Origin of the sequence: Piscinibacter defluvii (assembly GCF_004011805.1) — a bacterium.
Classification (GTDB): Bacteria; Pseudomonadota; Gammaproteobacteria; order Burkholderiales; family Burkholderiaceae_C; genus Piscinibacter; species Piscinibacter defluvii.
The window spans coordinates 82580-101134 of record NZ_ML137198.1; the positions used below are offsets into that span (position 1 = coordinate 82580).

At 73.7% G+C, this 18555-nt stretch carries 23 protein-coding genes; 11 read left to right on the forward strand and 12 right to left on the reverse strand.

Annotated features, from left to right (window positions below; all coding sequences use genetic code 11):
* Positions 1 to 52: 52 nt before the first annotated feature.
* Genes D9C15_RS05830 through D9C15_RS05870 form a run of 9 tightly spaced genes read left to right on the forward strand, consistent with a single transcriptional unit; the run spans position 53 to position 8289 of the window.
* Positions 53 to 1423 (forward strand): NAD(P)/FAD-dependent oxidoreductase, encoded by a 1371-nt coding sequence (locus D9C15_RS05830; protein WP_127996503.1) that lies wholly within the window; start codon positions 53 to 55, stop codon positions 1421 to 1423.
* Positions 1424 to 1433: 10 nt separating this feature from the next.
* Positions 1434 to 2216 carry a 3-hydroxybutyrate dehydrogenase gene (locus tag D9C15_RS05835; RefSeq protein ID WP_127996504.1) on the forward strand — a complete coding sequence of 261 codons (783 nt, stop codon included), beginning with the start codon at positions 1434 to 1436 and terminating at the stop codon, positions 2214 to 2216.
* 13 nt (positions 2217 to 2229) lie between these two features.
* The gene (locus D9C15_RS05840; protein WP_240668301.1) at positions 2230 to 2805 is read left to right on the forward strand and encodes a sigma-70 family RNA polymerase sigma factor; all 576 of its coding nucleotides are present in this window, start codon (positions 2230 to 2232) and stop codon (positions 2803 to 2805) included.
* 8 nt (positions 2806 to 2813) lie between these two features.
* Positions 2814 to 3944, forward strand: a complete 1131-nt coding sequence (locus D9C15_RS05845) for a patatin-like phospholipase family protein (RefSeq protein WP_205854732.1) — start codon at positions 2814 to 2816, stop codon at positions 3942 to 3944.
* Positions 3945 to 3966: 22 nt separating this feature from the next.
* Complete coding sequence (locus D9C15_RS05850) at positions 3967 to 4611, forward strand: carbonic anhydrase (RefSeq protein WP_164886659.1); 645 nt, start codon at positions 3967 to 3969, stop codon at positions 4609 to 4611.
* Complete coding sequence (locus D9C15_RS05855; protein ID WP_127996506.1) at positions 4608 to 5582, forward strand: YeeE/YedE thiosulfate transporter family protein; 975 nt, start codon at positions 4608 to 4610, stop codon at positions 5580 to 5582. Before D9C15_RS05850 ends, D9C15_RS05855 begins: the two co-directional genes overlap by 4 nt.
* Before the next feature lie 10 nt (positions 5583 to 5592).
* Entirely contained in the window at positions 5593 to 6303 is a 711-nt protein-coding gene (locus D9C15_RS05860) for a response regulator transcription factor (protein WP_127996507.1), read from the forward strand.
* Between the two features lies 1 nt (position 6304).
* The gene (locus D9C15_RS05865) at positions 6305 to 7210 is read left to right on the forward strand and encodes a sensor histidine kinase (protein ID WP_127996508.1); all 906 of its coding nucleotides are present in this window, start codon (positions 6305 to 6307) and stop codon (positions 7208 to 7210) included.
* Complete coding sequence (locus tag D9C15_RS05870; protein WP_127996509.1) at positions 7207 to 8289, forward strand: PAS domain-containing protein; 1083 nt, start codon at positions 7207 to 7209, stop codon at positions 8287 to 8289. The genes D9C15_RS05865 and D9C15_RS05870 overlap by 4 nt, the downstream gene beginning before the upstream one ends.
* Here the strand turns inward: D9C15_RS05870 and D9C15_RS05875 are convergent.
* The 9 genes from D9C15_RS05875 to D9C15_RS05915 form a co-directional block, all read right to left on the reverse strand.
* Positions 8282 to 9589: a DUF805 domain-containing protein gene (locus tag D9C15_RS05875; RefSeq protein ID WP_127996510.1), complete on the reverse strand. Its 1308-nt coding sequence runs from the start codon at positions 9587 to 9589 to the stop codon at positions 8282 to 8284. The genes D9C15_RS05870 and D9C15_RS05875 overlap by 8 nt on opposite strands.
* A gap of 84 nt (positions 9590 to 9673) precedes the next feature.
* A complete protein-coding gene (locus D9C15_RS05880; protein ID WP_310734460.1) occupies positions 9674 to 10120 on the reverse strand; it encodes a DUF1810 domain-containing protein in 447 nt (148 codons plus the stop codon).
* Positions 10121 to 10133: 13 nt separating this feature from the next.
* The gene (locus D9C15_RS05885) at positions 10134 to 10421 is read right to left on the reverse strand and encodes a hypothetical protein (RefSeq protein ID WP_127996511.1); all 288 of its coding nucleotides are present in this window, start codon (positions 10419 to 10421) and stop codon (positions 10134 to 10136) included.
* A 74-nt stretch (positions 10422 to 10495) separates the two neighbouring features.
* Positions 10496 to 11671 carry a hypothetical protein gene (locus D9C15_RS05890; RefSeq protein WP_205854733.1) on the reverse strand — a complete coding sequence of 392 codons (1176 nt, stop codon included), beginning with the start codon at positions 11669 to 11671 and terminating at the stop codon, positions 10496 to 10498.
* Positions 11668 to 12264, reverse strand: a complete 597-nt coding sequence (locus D9C15_RS05895; RefSeq protein ID WP_127996512.1) for a VTT domain-containing protein — start codon at positions 12262 to 12264, stop codon at positions 11668 to 11670. The genes D9C15_RS05890 and D9C15_RS05895 overlap by 4 nt, the downstream gene beginning before the upstream one ends.
* Positions 12258 to 13070, reverse strand: a complete 813-nt coding sequence (locus D9C15_RS05900) for an alpha/beta fold hydrolase (RefSeq protein ID WP_127996513.1) — start codon at positions 13068 to 13070, stop codon at positions 12258 to 12260. The genes D9C15_RS05895 and D9C15_RS05900 overlap by 7 nt, the downstream gene beginning before the upstream one ends.
* Positions 13067 to 14278, reverse strand: a complete 1212-nt coding sequence (locus tag D9C15_RS05905) for a tetratricopeptide repeat protein (protein WP_127996514.1) — start codon at positions 14276 to 14278, stop codon at positions 13067 to 13069. Before D9C15_RS05905 ends, D9C15_RS05900 begins: the two co-directional genes overlap by 4 nt.
* Positions 14279 to 14295: 17 nt before the next feature.
* Complete coding sequence (locus tag D9C15_RS05910; RefSeq protein ID WP_127996515.1) at positions 14296 to 14790, reverse strand: hypothetical protein; 495 nt, start codon at positions 14788 to 14790, stop codon at positions 14296 to 14298.
* Positions 14791 to 14800: 10 nt separating this feature from the next.
* Entirely contained in the window at positions 14801 to 15265 is a 465-nt protein-coding gene (locus D9C15_RS05915) for a YHS domain-containing (seleno)protein (protein ID WP_127996516.1), read from the reverse strand.
* A 121-nt stretch (positions 15266 to 15386) separates the two neighbouring features.
* Here D9C15_RS05915 and D9C15_RS05920 point away from each other — a divergent pair, with 121 nt between their 5' ends.
* Positions 15387 to 16145 carry a GNAT family N-acetyltransferase gene (locus D9C15_RS05920; RefSeq protein WP_127996517.1) on the forward strand — a complete coding sequence of 253 codons (759 nt, stop codon included), beginning with the start codon at positions 15387 to 15389 and terminating at the stop codon, positions 16143 to 16145.
* A 94-nt stretch (positions 16146 to 16239) separates the two neighbouring features.
* Here the strand turns inward: D9C15_RS05920 and D9C15_RS05925 are convergent, their stop codons facing one another.
* A complete protein-coding gene (locus D9C15_RS05925; RefSeq protein ID WP_127996518.1) occupies positions 16240 to 16503 on the reverse strand; it encodes a DUF4148 domain-containing protein in 264 nt (87 codons plus the stop codon).
* A gap of 28 nt (positions 16504 to 16531) precedes the next feature.
* Entirely contained in the window at positions 16532 to 16822 is a 291-nt protein-coding gene (locus tag D9C15_RS05930; protein WP_164886660.1) for a hypothetical protein, read from the reverse strand.
* 182 nt (positions 16823 to 17004) lie between these two features.
* Here D9C15_RS05930 and D9C15_RS05935 point away from each other — a divergent pair, with 182 nt between their 5' ends.
* Positions 17005 to 17349, forward strand: coding sequence for a hypothetical protein (locus D9C15_RS05935; RefSeq protein WP_127996520.1), 345 nt, complete (start codon positions 17005 to 17007; stop codon positions 17347 to 17349).
* 152 nt (positions 17350 to 17501) lie between these two features.
* Here D9C15_RS05935 and fba read toward each other — a convergent pair whose 3' ends face one another.
* Complete coding sequence (gene fba / locus D9C15_RS05940; protein ID WP_127996521.1) at positions 17502 to 18539, reverse strand: class II fructose-bisphosphate aldolase; 1038 nt, start codon at positions 18537 to 18539, stop codon at positions 17502 to 17504.
* Positions 18540 to 18555: the final 16 nt, after the last annotated feature.

Consider the following 18555-nt stretch of genomic DNA (forward strand, 5'->3'; position numbering starts at 1 on the left):
ACGTGAGCCGTGCCGGACGCTGCCGTGAGCGCCCCTGCCGAGACTGCCGGCCATGGACTCATCGACCCGTCGCATCGTGATCGTCGGAGGCGGCTTCGCCGGCACGACGCTCGCCCGTGCCCTCGAACGCCGGCTCGCGCCGCCCTGGCAGGTGCTGCTGGTCAGCGAGGAGAGCTACACCACCTTCAACCCGATGCTGGCCGAGGTGGTGGGCGCCTCGGTGTTCCCGGAGCACGTGGTCGCGCCGATCCGCCAGATGCTGGCCACGCGCACGAGCCGCTTCGTGATGGGCCGCGTGACGGCGGTCGACCCGGTGCGCCGCACGCTGCACGCCCAGACCCTGGCCGGCGTGCAGGAGATCGGCTACGAGCACCTGGTGCTGGCCTTCGGCACACGCGCCAACCTCGACCTGGTGCCCGGCCTGGCCGAGCATGCGCTGCCGCTCAAGCTGGTGGGCGACGCGCTGCACATCCGCAACCGCGTGCTGCAGCGCCTGGCCCGCATCGAGCTGGAGAGCGACCCGGCGCTGCGCCGCGCGCTCGGCCACTTCGTCGTGATCGGCGGCGGCTTCTCGGGCGTGGAGGTGGCCGGCGAGCTGGCCGACTTCCTGGCCAGTGCGCGGCGCCACTACCCGCGCGTGGCCCCCGACGAGCTGCGCGTCACGCTGCTGCAGGACGCGGCACGCCTGCTGCTCGAACTGCCGGCCTCGCTGGGCGAAGCCGCGGCCCGTTCGCTGCGCCAGCGCGGCGTGGACGTGCGCCTGGGCGCGCGGGCCGAGCGGGTCGAGGCGGAGGCGGTGGCGCTCGCCGGCGGCGAGCGCCTGGCCAGCGCCACGGTGGTCTGCACCATCGGAACGCGGCCCAACCCGCTGGCCGAGCGGCTCGGCCTGCCGACGCAGCGCGGCCGGCTGCTGACGCGGCCGGACCTCTCGATCGGCGCCGACGGCGGACGGGACGGCCACGAGGGCCACGACGGACTCTGGGCCATCGGCGACTGCGCGCTGGTGCGCAACCACGCCCAAGGCGCCGGGCCCGAGGGTGTGGCCAGCTTCGCGCCGCCGACCGCGCAGTTCGCGGTGGCGCAGGCGCTGGCGCTGGCGGACAACCTGATCGCCCGCATCGAGGCGCGCCCGACCCGGCCGTTCGCCCATGTCTCGCGCGGGGCGATGGCCACCACCGGCCACCTGAAGGGCGTGGCCCAGGTCGGCGCGCTGCGCCTGTCGGGTCTGCCGGCCTGGCTGCTGTGGCGCGCCTACTACCTGCTGCGCATGCCCACCCTCGGCCGCAAGGTCCGCATCTGGCTCGAGTGGACCTGGGGCATGTTCTTCGCGGCCGACATCACGCACCTGCGCTTCACGCGCACCGCGGAGGCGGACGCCCCGCCCGCGCCCGCCGCCGCCCCCCTGACCCCCTCGCAACCCTAGGAGTGTTTCCGTGTTGAAGAACAGATCCGCCATCGTCACCGGCTCGACCAGCGGCATCGGGCTGGGCATCGCCCGCGCCTATGCGCGCGCCGGCGCCGACGTGATGCTCAACGGCTTCGGCCCGGCCGGCGACATCGAGGCGCTGCGCGCCGCGCTCGAGCGCGAGACCGGCGTGAAGGTGCGCTACAGCGCCGCAGACATGGGCCGGCCCGAGCAGATCCGCGCGCTCGCCGAGCAGGCGCTGGCCGAGTTCGGCCGGGTCGACATCGTGGTCAACAACGCCGGCATCCAGCATGTGTCGCCGGTGGAGGACTTCGACGACGCGAAGTGGGACGCGGTGCTCGCGATCAACCTCAGCTCGGCCTTCCACCTCGTCAAGGCGCTGGTGCCGGGCATGAAGGCGCGGCGCTTCGGCCGCATCGTCAACGTCGCCTCGGCGCACGGGCTGACGGCCTCGCCGTTCAAGTCGGCCTACGTGGCGGCCAAGCACGGGCTGATCGGGCTGTCGAAGACGGTCGCCGTCGAGCTGGCCGAACACGGCATCACCTCCAACACCATCTGCCCCGGCTACGTGAAGACGCCGCTGGTGGAGAAGCAGATCGCCGACCAGGCCCAGGCGCACGGCATCAGCCCCGAGCGCGTGGTGCGCGAGGTGATGCTCTCGCACCAGGCGCGCAAGGAGTTCATCCAGGTCGACGAGCTGGCCGCGCTGGCCGTGTTCCTCGCCTCCGACGCGGCCGCCTCCATGACCGGCACCGCGATCGCGATGGACGGCGGCTGGACGCTTCACTGAGCACGAGGAGCCGATGATGTCGCCCTATGCCGCCCAGCTCGTCGAGCTGCGTCCGATGCTGGTGCGCATGGCGCGCCGGCGCACCCAGAACGAGGCCTGGATCGAGGACGCCGTGTCCGAGACCCTGGTGGCCGCCCTGGAGAACCCGGCCGCCTTCGCCGGCCGCGCCAGCCTGCGCACCTGGGCGGTGGGCATCCTCAAGCACAAGCTGGTCGACCAGATCCGCCGCCACACGCGCGAATGCCAGGTCGACGCGCCCGACGAGGCGCCCGAGCTCGACACGCTGGCCGACGAGGCGCCGGTCGCGCTCAGCGACGCGCCGGCCGAGTGGGGCGACCCGCACGAGCGACTCGCGCGGCGCGAGTTCATGGCCTGCCTGCAACGCAGCCTGAAGGAACTGCCGCGCGCGCAATGGCGTGCGTTCATGATGCGCTACGGCGGCGAGGCCGAGACCGAGGACATCTGCCGCGAACTCGGCGTCAGCGCCAACCACCTCGCGGTGATGCTGCACCGCGCCCGCGCCCGCCTGCGCGCCTCGCTGGCTCCGGCCGGCTTCGGCGCGCCCGCGGCCCTGCCCTCGCACGGATGAGAACCACCATGCCCCGAACCCGATCCCGCGACGACAAGAAGAGCCCCGCCCTGCCCGGCCAGGTGGTGCTGGTGCTGCAGGGCGGCGGCGCGCTGGGCGCCTACCAGCTCGGCTGCTACCAGGCGCTGCACGAGGCCGGCATCGAGCCGGACTGGGTGATCGGCACCTCGATCGGCGCGATCAACGCGGCGCTGATCGCCGGCAACCCGCCGGAGCGCCGCCTGCAGGCGCTGCACACCTTCTGGCAGCACATGCAGCGCGCCGTGCCCGACGGCCCTGCGCTCGCGCCGCTGGCCTGGCTCGGCCAGCCCAACCTGGCCGCCAACCTGGCCACCGTGTGGCGCGGCATCCCGGACTTCTTCACCCCGAACCTGCACGCGTGGCGCGGCCAGACGGCGGCGCTGGGCGTGGAGTCGGCCGCCTGGTACAGCACCGCGCCGCTGCGCGAGACCCTGCTCGAGCTGGTCGACTTCGAGTACCTGTGCGACTGCCGCACCCGCATGACGGTGGGCGCGGTCAACGTGGTCAGCGGCGCGATGCGCTACTTCGACACCCGGCGCGAGCGGCTCGGCGTCGAGCACGTGATGGCCTCGGGCGCACTGCCGCCGGCCTTCGGCGCGGTGCGCATCGACGGCGAGCCCTACTGGGACGGCGGCATCTACTCCAACACCCCGATCGAGGCGGTGCTGGACGACAAGCCGCGGCGCGACTCGCTGATCTTCGCCGTCAACGTGTGGCACCAGCAGGGCCCGGAGCCGGAGTCGATCTGGCAGGTGATGGGCCGGCAGAAGGACATCCAGTACGCCAGCCGGGCCGACAGCCACATCGCGCGCCAGAAGCAGATCCACCGCCTGCGCCACGTGATCCGCGAGCTGTGCGCGGCGCTGCCCGAGAACAAGCGCCAGGACCCGAAGGTGCAGGAGCTGGCCGGCTGGGGCTGCGGCACGACGATGCACGTGGCGCACCTGATCGCGCCGCGCCTGGACGGCGAGGACCACACCAAGGACATCGACTTCACCCCGCACGGCGTGCGCTCGCGGCGCGAGGCCGGTTACGCCGACACGCGCCGCATGATCGAGCGCGCCCCCTGGGCGCATGCGGCGGCCGATCCGATCGAAGGCGTGATCGAACACCTCTGACAAGCCGCGAGAGACCCCCGACATGGTCGAGACCATCGAGCAGCTGCTCGCCAACAACCGCCGCTTCGTGGCCGAGCAGCTGGCGCAGGACCCGCAGGCCTTCCACCGCCTGGCGAGCGGCCAGCACCCGCAGTTCCTGTGGATCGGCTGCTCCGACAGCCGCGTCAGCCCGAACCTGATCACCGGCACCGCGGCCGGCGACATGTTCGTGCACCGCAACGTGGCCAACCTGGTGGTGCCCACCGACATCAACCTGCTGTCGGTGCTGCAGTACGCGGTCGAGGTGCTGCAGGTGCCGCACGTGATCGTCTGCGGGCACTACGGCTGCGGCGGCGTGCAGGCGGCGCTGGCCGAGCCCTGCCACGGGCTGATCGACCACTGGCTGTGCGGCGTGCGCGACACGCGGCAGTTCTTCCGCGCCGAGCTCGACGGCCTGGACGACGCGGCCCGTGCACGCCGGCTGGTCGAGCTCAGCGTCGTCGAGCAGGTGCACAACCTGGGCCGCACCAGCACCGTGCAGCGCGCCTGGCGCGAACGCGGCCGGCCCTGGATCCACGGCTGGGTGTTCGACATCGACACCGGCCACCTGCACCCGCAGACGCCGATGATCGCCAGCCTCGAGGCGCTGGGCACGATCTGCAAGTTCGACCTGCAGGCGGCGCCATGAACAGCACGCTCGCCCTCGCGCTCGCGCTGCCCTGCGCCCTGCTGATGGGCTTGGCGATCCAGCGCGGCGCCACCTGCACCGTCGCCGCGGTCGACGAGCTGCTCGTCAAGCGCAGCGCGCGCCGCCTCGCCAGCCTGGCCGAAGCCTCGTTGTGGGTGGCCGGCGGCCTGCTGCTGGCGCGCCTGGCGATGCAGCTGCCGGTGCTGCCCGCCGGCCATGCGGTCGGCGCGTGGACGGTCGCGGGCGCGGCGCTGCTCGGCCTGGGCGCCTGGGTCAACGGCGCCTGCGTGTTCGGCGCGATCGCGCGCTTCGGCTCGGGCGAATGGGCCTATGCGCTGACGCCGCTCGGCTTCTTCCTCGGCTGCCTGAGCGCGGGCCTGCTGTTCGGCGCGCCGGCGCCGCAGCCGCTGGCGGCCGGCTCGCCGGTGCTCGCGCTGCCGCCGGCCGCCGGGGCGCTGTTCATCGCGTTCGCCGCCTGGCGCGTGGTCGGCCTCGCCTGGCACGGGCGGCAGATGTTCGCGCAGCGCCTCTGGGCCCCGCATGCCGCCACCTCGGTGATCGGGGTGAGCTTCGTCGTGATGCTGCTGGCCGTCGGCGCCTGGGCCTACACCGACCTGCTGGCCGACCTGGCACGCGGCATGGGCGCCCGCATCGGCGAGCGCCTCTTGCTGGCGCTGGCGCTGCTGGCCGGGGCCGCCTGGGGCGGCCTGCGCGCCGGGCGCTGGCAGGCGCGGTGGCCCGGCGTGGCGCAGCTGCTGCGCTGCACGGCCGGCGGCGCGCTGATGGCCTGGGGCACGCTGCTGATTCCCGGCAGCAACGACGGCCTGATCCTGGTGGGCATGCCGCTGCTGTGGCCCTACGCCTGGGTGGCCTTCGCGACCATGTGCGCCAGCATCGCGCTTGCGATGCGGCTGGCGGCGCGGTTCTCACATTTCCGTCACGGCGGGCGGACGCAGCGCGCGGCTTCCTAAAATTTCCCGCATGAGCCGACGCGTGCTGGTCATCGAGGACGATCCGGACATCGGGCGGCTGGTCTCGTTGCAGCTGGCGGAGATCGGCTGCAGCTGCCAGCTGGTCGACGACGGCGTCACCGGGCTGGCCGAGGCGCTCGAGGGGCGCTACGACCTCGTCATCCTCGACGTGATGCTGCCGCGCCTGGACGGCCTGCAGATCTGCCGCCGGCTGCGCGAGCGCAACCACCAGACGCCGGTGCTGATGCTGACCGCCAAGTCCACCGAGCTCGACCGCGTGCTCGGCCTCGAGCTCGGCGCGGACGACTACCTGACCAAGCCGTTCTCGATGCTCGAGCTGGCGGCGCGCGTCAAGGGCGTGTTCCGGCGCGCCGAGCAGGCCGAGGCGGCGCGTGCCAGCAGCACGCCCGAGGGCCAGCTGATCGAGGTGGACGACCTGCGCATCGACCTGCAGCGCCACGAGGCGCAGGTGCGCGGCGCGCCGGTCGAGCTGACGGCCAAGGAGTTCGAGCTGCTTGCCTTCTTCGCACGCGCGCCCGGCCGCGTGTTCACGCGCGCGCAGCTGCTCGACCAGGTCTGGGGCTACAGCCACAGCGGCTACGAGCACACCGTCAACTCGCACATCAACCGCCTGCGCGGCAAGATCGAGGCGGACCCGGGCAACCCGAGCTACATCCAGACCGTCTGGGGCGTCGGCTACAAGTTTGCCGAGCGCCGCTGAGATGGACCTCGACACGGTGCCCTCGGAGTGGCTGGCGCTGCTGGGGCTGACCGTGGCGCTGCTGAGCCTGGCCCTGTGGCGCGTGCTGCAGCTGCAGCGCCTGCTGCTCGGGCGCGAGGACGCGCTCGAGCGCGAGCGCCAGGCGCACGCCGAAGCGCGCGAGGCGCTGCAGGCCCTGCAGCGCCAGCGCCACGAGCTGCTGGCGCGGGTGTCGCACGACCTGCGCACGCCGCTGGCCTCCATGCAGGGCTACGTCGAGCTGCTGCTGGTGCGGCATGGCAGCCTCAGTGCCGCCGAGGAGCGCAACTACCTCCAGACCGCGGCGCGCCAGGGCGAGAAGCTCACGCGCCTGCTGGCCGACCTGTTCGACCTGACCCGGCTCGAGGCCGGCCAGTGGCAGGCGCAGAAGGAGGACTTCTCGATCGCCGAACTGGCGCAGGACCTGCTGCAGAAGTTCGAGCCCGAGGCGCAGCAGCGCGGGCTGCGGCTGGCGCTGGATTGCCAGCCGCCGTGCACCCCGGCCACGCGCGTGCATGCCGACCTGGCGCTGGTGGCGCGTGTGCTCGACAGCCTGCTCGAGAACGCGCTGCGCCACACGCCGTCCGGCGGGCGCGTCGCGGTCGAGCTGGCCAACGCCGACGGCCGCGCGCGCCTGGCGGTGCGCGACACCGGCCACGGCATCGCCGCCGACGAGCTGCCCGGCATCTTCGAACGCTACGAACGCGCCAGCCGCGTGCGCGACGCGGACCACAGCGAGCACGCCGGGCTCGGCCTGGCCATCGCGCGCCACATCGTCGGCCTGCACGGCAGCCGGCTCGAAGTGCGCAGCACCGAGGGCGCGGGAACCTGCGTCTCGTTCGCGCTGCCGCTGGCCGAAGACATCACCCCGAGGAGGATCGCCGCATGATCACCCTGCCCAACCTGTTCGTCCCGCTGCTGGCGCTGCTCGGCGCCGGCGTGTTCGTCTTCGGCGCCTGGGCACGCGCGCGCGCCGGCGAGGCCCGCCTGGCCGGGCGGCTGGCCGCGCTCGAGCAGCGCGTGGGCGAGCAGCAGCAGGCGCTCGAGCGCGCCGAGGCCGCACGCGCCGCCGCCGAGGCCGACCTGCGCGCCACCGAGCAGCGCTACCTGATCGCGCTGCGCGGCAGCCAGGACGGGCTGTGGGAGTGGGACATCGCCTCCGGCGCGGTGCACCTGTCGCCGCGCTGGAAGGGCATGCTGGGCTTCGAGTCGCACCAACTGGCCGACGACCTGGCCGCCTGGCGCGGCCGTGTGCACGAGGACGACCGCGCCGGCTTCGAGCAGGCGTTGGCCGATCACCTGGCCGGGCGCACGCCGCGCCTGGACCACGAGCTGCGCCTGCTGCATGCCGACGGCCGCACGCGCATCGTGCTGTCGCGCGGGGCGGCGATCCGCGACGAGTCCGGCCGGGCCTACCGGCTGGTCGGGCTGGACACCGACGTCACCGCGCTGCGCCGCGTGCAGGCGGTGCTCGACGCGGTGGCCGACGGCACCGCCGGCACCGCAGGCACGCGCTTCTTCGCGGCCATGGTGCAGCACTTCGCGCGGGCTCTGCAGGTCGACTCGGCCTTCATCACCGAGTGCGCCGACGACCCGCCGACCCGTGTGCGCACGCTGGCCTACTGGTCGGCGGCGGGCGGCAGCGGCAGCAACTTCGAGTACGAGCTGGCCGGCACCCCCTGCGAGGCGGTGATCCACGGTGCACGCGACTGCTTCCACCCCGAGGGCCTGGAGCGGCTGTTCCCGATCGAGCAGGGCTTCGAGGCCTACCTCGGCCTGCCGATCGTCGGCAGCGACGGCCGCGTGCTCGGCCACCTCGCCTTCCTGGACCGGCGCGCACGCGACGAGGAGATGATCGTCGAGCGCGTGTTCCGCATCTTCCTCGCCCGCGCGGCGGCGGAGATCGAGCGGCTGCGCCTGCTGGCACGGGAGTCGTCGCCGGCCGCGCCGGCCCGTGCGCTCACCTGACGGGCTGGCCGTTCACGTTCACGACCCGGCAGTCCGGCGTGTAGGGCTGGCGGCGCGCGTCGCACTGCGCCATCGCCTCGCGCACCGCCTCGTCCAGCGAGCTCGCGTTGCCGGCCCAGGCAAAGGTCTGGCGCGAGGAGGCGGCGAAGGCCTTGTGGCCCGGCGCGCCGGCGTAGTCGCGCAGCGCCTCCTGCAGCGCGGCACCGCCGCCGCTGCCGCCGCCGATGCGGCCGTCGCCGCCCAGCTCGACGATCTCGTCGGCGCCGTCGTCCGCCTGCTCGGCCGCGTAGCGCTCGGCAAAGCGGAGGCCGCCGCGCACCAGCAGCGCACTGCACAGCGCCAGCACCACCAGCGACAGTCCGAACCAGCGCCAGCGGCCCCGGGGCGGCGGCGGGCCGTACTCGTTGGGCCCCGGATTGCCCGGCAGCAGGCCGATCAGCAGGCTGGCCAGGCTGCCCACGTAGGGCACCAGCACGAACAGCGCCCACCAGCCGTGGCGGTCGCAGTCGTGGCAGCGCAGCACCGTCAGGCGCATCGAGAAGAAGAACACCCCCAGCGCCCCGACGCCGACCAGCAGCAGCCGCGGCAGGCTCGGCCGCTGCAGGAAGCCGGCGGTGAGCAGCAGCAGCGCGCCGATCAGCCACAGGTTGGCCGTGGCACTCGACAGGCGCCCGACGCGGCCCGAGAAGCTCAGGCCGATGGCCCAGGCGCTGTGCTCGCCACCGTCCGCCTCCACGCGCCGCCGCGGATTGCGGCGCGCCTCCAGCGCCGCCTGGCGTTCGGCGCGGCGCAGCGCCTCTTCCTCCGCCTTGGCCGCCAGGGCCATCTCGAGGTTGGTCGCGCAGGACCGGCAAAGCAGCCGCCGGCTCTGGCGCTCGCCGCAGGTCGGGCAGACCACCTCGTCGGCCGGCGCCGTGGCCACCAGCTCGAGCTCCTTCGGCTTCGCCGGCACCGGCACCGGCACCGGTGGCGGTGGGGCGGCGACGGGCGGAGCGGCGCGCCGCTCCTCCTCGGGCGGCGGCGCGATCGCCGGCCAGCCGCCGGCGGCTGGCGCCACCGGCGGCGGCACGGGCATGGGCTCGACGTGCAGTCGCGCGCCCACGGCGGCCAGGCGGCTGACGTAGTGCTGCGCGTCGGCGGCCGCCAGGCCACGCTTGAGCACCGTGCGCTGGCCCGAGAACAGGCGCTTCAGGCCGGCCTCGTCGGCACGGAGCAGGCGCCCCAGGTCGCGCTGCACATCCTCGAGCCGGAAACCGGCCAGCACTTCACCACGGAACACGAGTTGGACGGGCGCGCTCATCGACACGGTCGGGGATTGCGGGAGCGGGCATTGTCGGGCCGGCGCCCGGGCCGGCCGGCGGCGCGCGCACCCGCGCCTGCGGGGTCATCCCGCCAGCCGGGCCAGCGTCAGGGGGTCGGGTGTGCCGTCGAACCAGCGCTCGATCGACTGCCGGAACATCGCCTCGCCGGGCACCGCCTGCATGAACAGCGTCATGCAGGAGCGGAACTTCAGGTCGTCGGGTGTACCGAGGATCTGGCGCGCGCTGCGCCCCGGCACGGCGAGCATCGCCGCCGTGCACTCGGCCAGGCGCGGCCCGAGCAGCGGATGCCGCCAGTAGGCCTGCGCCTCGGCCAGGCCGGCCAGGCCGTAGTGCTGCGCCATCGCGCTGTGGCCGAGGCCGCGCAGCTGCGGGAAGACGAACCACATCCAGTGGCTCGCCTTCGCGCCGGCGCGCAACTCGGACAGCGCCTGCGCATAGACGCCCTGCTGGGCCTCGACGAAGCGCTGCAGCGCGTGCGGATCGTCCATCGCGTCCTCCTTGCGGGGCACGCGACGATCGTACTCAGTTGCCGCCGACGTAGTACAGCGACTTCAGCAGCGCCTGGGTCTGGTCCTCGGTCATCAGGCCGCCCTTGGCGCCCATCTGCTTCAGCTTCATGTCGTAGGCCTTCTCGACCATCGCCATGAACTCCTTCTTCGACACCATGCCGTCCTTGTTCTTGTCCAGCACGGACATCTTGAACAGCATGAACGGGTCCTGGTAGTCGCCCTCGCCGGCGCGGGCGGCGCCGTTCAGGCTGATCAGGGCGGCAGCGGCGACGAGGCCGGCAGCGAGTTTCTTCGTGAACATCGGCAATCTCCTGGGGTTGGATGGGCAGCGGCTGCTGCTGTTCATCCGTCGGGGAAGGACCGCCGCGATGACACTCAATCCGTCGCCGGATACACCCCCACCAGCGCCTTCTCGCGCCGCCAGCCGCGCCAGAACGAGCGCCAGTCGAGCGGCCGGAAACCACGCCTGCGGTTGGCCGCGCCGATCTCGAACAGCCAGCGGTACTGGCGCATCAGGTCGCGCCAGGCGGCCAGGAGCGGCGTGCGCCGGTCCCAGATGTGGGTGCTCTCGGCCCCTGCGCCGTTGACCTCGACGATGGTGAAGGCCTCGCCCCGCCGCACGGCCTCGAAGTCGGCGAAGCGGATGTCGAAGCGGCCGAAGTGGAACTCCGGCAGGCTGCGTGCGATGGCCTCGAAACGTGCCTCCATCGCCGGTGTCACGAAGGCCGTGCCGTCGCGGAAGATCGCGCCGCGGCTGTGGCTGCCGGCGAACGCGAGCCGGATCGCCTCGCCCGCCGCCGGCACCGTGTCGAGCCGTGCCGCATGGCGCCCCAGGTACAGGTGCGGCACGCGCCCGGCGCGCGGGTCGGCCAGGATCAGCTCGCGCAGCGTGCGCCGGCCGTCGCCGTGCACGTAGGGAAAGTACTTCAGCGTCAGCGAGACGATGCGCCCGCGCGCCTCGCCCGGCCGGCGCACGTAGAACACGCCGGCCTCGCCTTCGTGCGGCACGTAGCGCTGCAGCAGCAGCCGCGCGCCGCGCGGAAAGGCGGCCAGGTAGGCGCGCAGCGCCGCCGCGTCGCGCAGCAGCTTGACGCCCGCACCGCGGCAGCCGAGGTCGGGCTTGCCGACCACCGGCAGCGCGAGCCCGGCGTCGCGCAGGCGGGCGAGCGCCTCGTCCAGTTCGGCGTCGAGCGTCGATCCCGCGACCGCCTGCTCGGCCAGCGTGGGCCGGTCCAGCGCGATGAAGGGGGCGGTCCAGGCGGGCGCATGGCGCAGCGCCAGCGCGAGGATCTGCGCCTTCGATTCGCCGACGAAGCCGCCGCCCGGGAACGACGGGTTGGCCGCCGTCGGCAGCAGCACGCCGCGGTGGCGCAGCATCAGCCAGGCCGCGTACAGCGCCACCGGCGGATAGAAGGCCCACATCGGCCAGAACTCGTAGAAGCTCAGCGGGTCGCCGTCGGTGTCCAGCGGCGGCATGCCCTGGTGCGGGCGCGGCACGGGAGCGGCGGTGGTGGGCGCGGGCGCGGCACGCAGCGCGACGACGGTGTTCATGGCGTTTCTCCTCGACGACGATCGGCCAGCGCGCGCCAGGCCGGCACGGCCAGCGCGAGCACGACCAGCGGCAACGCCACCGCCAGCGGCGCGGGCAGCGGCAGCCAGCGCATCAGCGCGGCGCCGGCGGCGGCGCCGAAGGCCAGCAGCCCGGCCGTCCACAGCGCCACCGCCAGCAGCACCCAGGCCGTGAACGGCAGCAGCGGGATGCGCAGCCAGCCGCAGGCGGTGTAGGTGACGAGGCGCAGGCCCGGGATCACGCGCGCCAGCAGCACGGCCGAGGGCAGGCGCTGCTGCAGCCGCGCGCGCCAGGGCCGGGCCCGCGCGCCGCCCCAGCGGCGCTGCAACGCCGGCCAGCGCAGCGCGGCGGCACCGGCGGCATAGAGCAGCAGGTCGCCCGCGGCGATGCCGCCGGCCACCGCGGCGAACGCGGCGCTCCACGACAGCAGCCCCTGCGCGGCCACGGCTGCGCCGGCGGCGATCGCCAGGTCCTCGACCAGCAGGGTGGTCAGCGCGAGCGCGAGCATCACCACCCAGGGCTCGGCCATGCCGGCCAGTGCGGCCTGCCAGGCGCCGGCCCAGTCGCTCAGCATGCCGACCTCACCGCGGCTTCGATCGTCGCACGCACCCGTTCGGACGCGTTCCAGGGCAGGAAGTGGTTCGCCCCGGGCAGCAGCAGGGTGTCGATGCAGCGGGCGCCGGTCAGCCGCCGGCGCAGGTAGTCGACGTTGGCCACCGGCACCAGCGCGTCGGCCGTGCCGTGCAGGATGCGCACCGGCGCCGTGATGCGCGGCAGCAGCGCGCCGAGCTCGACCAGCTCGGGCTGCAGCGCCAGCAGTTCGGCGTTGGCATTGCGGATCGCGCGCGGCAGCAGCGCGCGCAGCGGCGGCCAGGCACCGAGCGGCTGCAGCGGATGGACCTTCTCCAGCGCCGGGTCGAGCGAGGCGGCCACCAGCACCAGCGCCAGCACCTCGCCCGGGTGCTCGGCCGCGACCCGCGCGGCGATCGCGCCGCCGAGCGAATGGCCGACCAGCACCGCGCCGCGGCCGTCGTTCGGCAGCAGGCGGGCCACCGCCTCGGCCTGGTCTGCCAGGCGCGTGACGGCCGCCTCCGGGCCACTGCGGCCGAAGCCGGGGCGGTCGAGCGCCACCAGCTCGAGGCCCGGCGGCGGATCGAGCAGCAGCTCCGACCAGCCGCTCGCCGAACCCGGCGTGCCGTGCACGAGGATGACCCGCGGGCCATCCGGCACGCCGGCCACCAGCGCGCTCAGGCCTCCGGGCAATGGGCGCCGCAGCGCCTCGAGCGCCGCCGCCGGCGCTGCCGGTCGCTGCGGCGCGCAGCCGAGTGTCGCCAGCAGCACCACCAGCGCACCGGCGTGGCGGGCGACGGCCACACTCATGCGGCCTCGGCGCGCGGCCGCGGCGCGTTCAGCATCTGGCCGAACCAGCGCTGCTGCGCGGTGCTGCCGCCCAGCAGGTGCAGCCGCGCCATCAAGGGCTGCAGCTCGCGGCGCGCCTCCTGCCAGCGCTGCTGGGCGTAGGCCGCCACGCCGCGCGCGGCGGGCCAGGCCAGCTCGCGCCAGGCCGGGGTGTCCGCGCGCGCCGCATGCTGCGCGAGGCCGGACAGCAGCTCGGCCAGCGCGGCCTCGTCGCCCGCGCGTGCCAGCGCGTAGGCAAAGTGCAGGTCGAGGAAGGCGTTCTGCCGGTCGTGGATGCGCGGCCGCACGTGGGCGGCCAGGTCCTGCCAGCGCGCGCCGCCGTCCAGCCCGAGCGCCTCGATGCGCGCCAGCAGCGAGACCGCATTGACCTGGTCCTGCACGTAGGTCTTGCGCACGCCCCAGACACGCGCATCCCACAGCGCCAGCGCGGCCGCGGCGTCGCCGCGCGCCAGGTGGAACAGCGCCAGGTGCCACCACTGGTGCGTCAGCATGAAGCTGGAGCAGCGTTCCCAGGTGGGCGCGAGCGGCTCGAGCCAGGCGATGCCGGCGGCGGCATCGCCGCGGGCTTCGTGCACATGGGCCACCGCATGCTGGGCCCAGGGGTCGTGCCGGTCCAGCGCGACGGCGCGTTCGCCGATCAGCAGCGCGTCGGCCAGCGCGCCGTTCTGCTCCAGCGCGAAGGCGTGCAGCCCCCAGGCCTGGCCGACCTCGGGCGCGGCCCGCAGCGTGGCGCTGCTGAGCGCCAGCATGCCGGCGCGCTCGCCCAGGTTGAGCTGGTGCACCTGCGCCAGCTTGGCGTTGAGCAGGTCGCGCGGCCACTGGCGCGCGAGCTCGAGATGGCGCTGCAGCGCGAGCGCGGGCCGGCCGTCGGCCCAGGCCTCGAGCGCGGCCAGCAGCAGGCGCTCGCGCGGCAGTGCGCGGTGCGCCGCGGCCTGCGCACGCACCAGCCAGGGCCGCGCGCGCTGCACGCCCTCGGCGGTCTGCAGGAACAGGTAGAGCGCCGCGGACAGCGCCTGCGGCAGCGGCGCGCCGGGTTCGGCCTCGGCCAGCGGCAGGATCGCCGCCGCGCGCTGACCGTGGCTGAGCACCTCGAACGCGAAGTCGGACACGGCCGCGGCCGTCGCCTCCGTGTCGGCGCTCAGCGCGAGGCCGAAGCGGTCGTGGCGCATCGTGCCGGCCCCGCCGCTCAGGCCGCCACGCGGCGCCGGGCCGCGAGCAGGCCGGTCAGCGCGCCACGGTGCAGCCACAGCAGCCCCGCGGCCGCCAGCCACACGCCGCAGGCCAGCGCGAACAGCTGGCCGCCGTCCAGGCTGCCGTCGGTGTTGCGCACCTGCACGCCCAGCGGCGTGAACAGGTGGAAGAAGATCGCGCCGCTGATCACGCCCAGCGACAACAGCGCGCCGAGTGCCGACAGCAGCGCGCGGCCGACGAACAGGCCGCCCAGCAGCAGCGCCGAGGCGACCAGCTCGGCGCTGCCGACCACGTACTGGCTGAACGGCCCGCTGCGTGCGAACAGCCCCGGGACGCCGAGGCTCGCGCCCCAGGCGTCGAGCGTGCCGAAGATGTATTGCGTCTCGGGCGAGTCGCTGAACTTGAAGAACAGCGACTGCACGAACACGAAGGCGATGTAGAGCGCGAGCGCGGCGGCGATCACGCGGCGGGTGCGGGTGGGCTGGTCCATGGTCGTCACCTCACTTGCCGAGCACGGCGGGCCAGTTGCGGTCGGCCTTGACGATGAAGCCGGGGATGTCCTGCTCCCACTTCTTCTGCACCTCGGCGTCGTAGTTGAGGTAGAGCTTGCCGTCCACCAGCTTCCAGTGGCGCGGGTCGCCCGAGGCGGTGTAGCCCTGCGACACGGCCCAGGCGCAGTAGCCGCCGTACTGCGGCGCGTACCTCTCGGGCGCGGCGGCGAAACGGTCGCGGTTCTCGGCGCTGGCGAAGCGCCACTCGGCGCCGTTCCACTCCAGGCTGTAGCGCTTGTCGCCCTTGACCGGCTGCTGCTGCGTGAAGAAGGCCACCGCGTCGTAGCCGTCGACCGCGGTGCGGCTGAAGGTGCCGGTGTAGACCGGGGCGTCCTTGGCCAGCGCGGGGGCGGCCTGCAGCCCGATTGCCGCCAGCGTGAGCACGCCGGCGTGGCGGATGAGTCGCGAAACCATCGTAGGAACCTCTGCGAACGGATGGAATGCGCCTCGGTCGCGTGCCGCGCCGCCGGCCTTACACGGCGGGGCGCTGTAAGCACGCGGCCGCGCCGCGCGACCACGGCCGCAGGAGGTCGCCATGGACACCATCTCGCTGCCGCTCGCGTCGCGCCCGCGCGCCGCGACCTACCGTGTGCGCCTGGCACACGACGACGCGGACCGGCGCGCCGCCCAGGCGCTGCGCTTCGCGGTCTTCAACCTGGAGCTGCACGAAGGCCTGGCGCAGTCCTGGGCGACCGGGCTGGATGCCGATGCCTTCGACGCCGTGTGCGACCACCTGCTGGTGGAGGAATGCACCAGCGGCCAGGTGGTCGGCACCTACCGGCTGCAGACCGGCACCAGCGCGGCGCGCCACCACGGCTACTACAGCGAGCGCGAGTTCGAGTTCGCGCCCTACGAGCCGCAGCGCGCGCGCATCGTCGAGCTGGGCCGAGCCTGCATCCACGCGCAGCACCGGAACTTCGCAGTGCTCAACCTGCTGTGGGGCGGCATCGCCGACTACGCGCGCACGCGCGGCGCGCGCTGGCTGCTCGGCTGCAGCTCGCTGACCTCGCAGGACCCCGCCGCCGGCGCCGCGGCCTGGCAGCAGTTGCAGCGCCACCAGGCCGAACCGGCGCTGCGCACGCTGCCGACGCCGGCCTTTGCCTGCCCGCTCGACACCACCGGCCCGGCCCCGAAGATCCCCAAGCTGCTCGCGGCCTACCTCGCGCTCGGCGCCACGCTGGCCGGCCCGCCGGCGCTGGACCGCGAGTTCGGCACCATCGACGTCCTGACCCTGCTCGACCTCGACGGGCTCAAGCACCGCTGGCTGAGCCGCGCGCCGCTCGGGCTCGGCTGAGCCCCGCGCCGCCAGACAAACGCCAGACAGACGCCAGACAAACGGCCCCGCCCCGGAACCGGGAGCGGGGCCGTGTGGCCTGTGGGCCGGGGCTTCAGGAGCCCTGGCGCGAGGCCTCGCGGCGCTGCGCCAGCGCGCGCGCCTCCTGCTGGGCGCGCAGTTCGCGCTCGACCAGCCGGGCGCGCGCCAGGCCACGCGGGGTGCCGTCGCCGGCGTCGATCCAGAAGCTGCCGTCGGCACGGGCCTGCTCGAGCTCGGCGAGCACCTGGGCGCGTGTCTTGGGCTCGGCGGCAAACGACTGGGTGGCGAGCACGGCCGGCAGCAACCCGGCCAGCACGATGAGGGAAAGGCGGTTCATGGTGTTGTCCTCGGTCGGGGGTGGTGGGTCAGAGCGACGCCTGCGCGCTCAGCGTGCGGCCGAGCAGCTTCTCGAGGCTCTTGACCTGCTCGGCGTTCAGCTTGCCGTCGCGCAGCTTGTTCTCCTGCGCGTGCATGTCCCAGGCCTTGGCGATCATCGCGAGGAACTCCTCCTTCGAGACCATGCCGTCCTTGTTGCGGTCCATCTCGCGCATCTCCATCAGGCGCGAGTAGATGTCGCCGTCGGCGAACGCAGCGCCGCTGCCGGCGGCCAGGGCCAGCGCGAGCGCCAGCGGGCGAAGAAGGGTGCGGGGGGTCATGGGCATCTCCAGTTCGGTTGGGGTTTCAGCCGCGGCCACGGGTCGTGACCTGCGTGACCGTCGGTCGAGCGCCCGGCCCGCCCATTACGGCGCACGCAACGAATGAAACGCCGGGCGAAGCGGCGATGAAACGGCGCCTGCCGACCATGCACGCACCGTTGAACGCCTTCAAGGAGACGCGCATGACCCGCACCCTCGCCGCCCTCGCCCTGGCCCTCGCCTCGTTCGCTGCCGCGCTGCCGGCGCAGGCACAGAGCTTCATCCAGGTGCGCGACTGGGACGTCTATGTCGACCTGCCGACCGGCTTCGCCTACGTGAAGACGCCGCAGCGCTGGGTGTTCGTGCGCCAGCTCGACGAGCGGCAGCTGCAGAACCTGCACCCCAGCACGCTGACCGCGCTGCTGCCCGCCGAGCAGCCCGAGATCCACTGGGCGCATCCGGCGCTGGAGGAGTCGCCGCGCATGCTGGCCCTGCGCCAGGGCCCGGCGCGCATGGCACGCAGCGATGCGCCCGCCACCGCGCAATAGCCGAGAAAGACGGGATGGCCGCTTGCACGACCATCCCGGTCACAAGGACCGCGCGGTCAGGAGATGACGCCGCGCGGGTACCGATGCAGCACCCACTGTAGGCGGCGTCCCGCCCGCCGGCCAGGGAAAAGCTCCCGGTGGCGCCGCGCGGCTCAGGCGTAGCGCTTCGCGGCCAGCTCCAGCGACACCGGCTTGATGCGCGAGGCCATGCCGGCACAGCCGAAGGCCTGGAAGCGCTCGATGCAGACGTCGCGCGCCGCGGCGGTGGCGTCCTTGAGGAACCTGCGCGGGTCGAACTCGCTCGGGTCCTTCGCCATCGCGCGGCGCATCGCGCCGGTCATCGCGAGCCGGATGTCGGTGTCGATGTTGACCTTGCGCACGCCGTGGCGGATGCCTTCCTGGATCTCCTCGATCGGCACGCCGTAGGTCTCCTTGATGTCGCCGCCGTACTCGCGGATCACCGAGAGCCAGTCCTGCGGCACCGACGAGCTGCCGTGCATCACGAGGTGGGTGTCGGGGATCTTCGCGTGGATCGCCTTGATGCGGTCGATCGCGAGGATGTCGCCGGTCGGCTTGCGGGTGAACTTGTAGGCGCCGTGGCTGGTGCCGATGGCGATGGCCAGCGCGTCCACGCCGGTCTTCTTCACGAAGTCGGCCGCCTGGTCGGGGTCGGTCAGCAGCTGGTCGTGGCTGAGCGTGCCCTCGGCGCCGACGCCGTCCTCCTCGCCCGCCTGGCCGGACTCGAGCGAGCCCAGGCAGCCGAGCTCGCCTTCCACCGACACGCCCACCGCGTGGGCCATCTCGACCACGCGGCGCGTGACCAGCACGTTGTACTCGTAGGTGGAAGGGGTCTTCGCGTCCTCCATCAGCGAGCCGTCCATCATCACGCTGGTGAAGCCGGAGCGGATCGACTGCATGCACACCGCCGGGCTGGCGCCATGGTCCTGGTGCAGCACGATCGGGATGTCGGGGTACATCTCGGCCGCGGCCTCGACCATCTTGCGCAGGAAGGGCTCGCCGGCGTACTTGCGCGCCCCGGCCGAGGCCTGCAGGATGACCGGCGCATCGGACTTCTGGGCCGCCTGCATGATGGCCTGGATCTGCTCCAGGTTGTTGATGTTGAACGCGGGCACGCCGTAGCCGTGCTCGGCCGCATGGTCGAGCAGCTGGCGCAGGGAGATCATCGCCATGGAGAAAGCCTCCTGA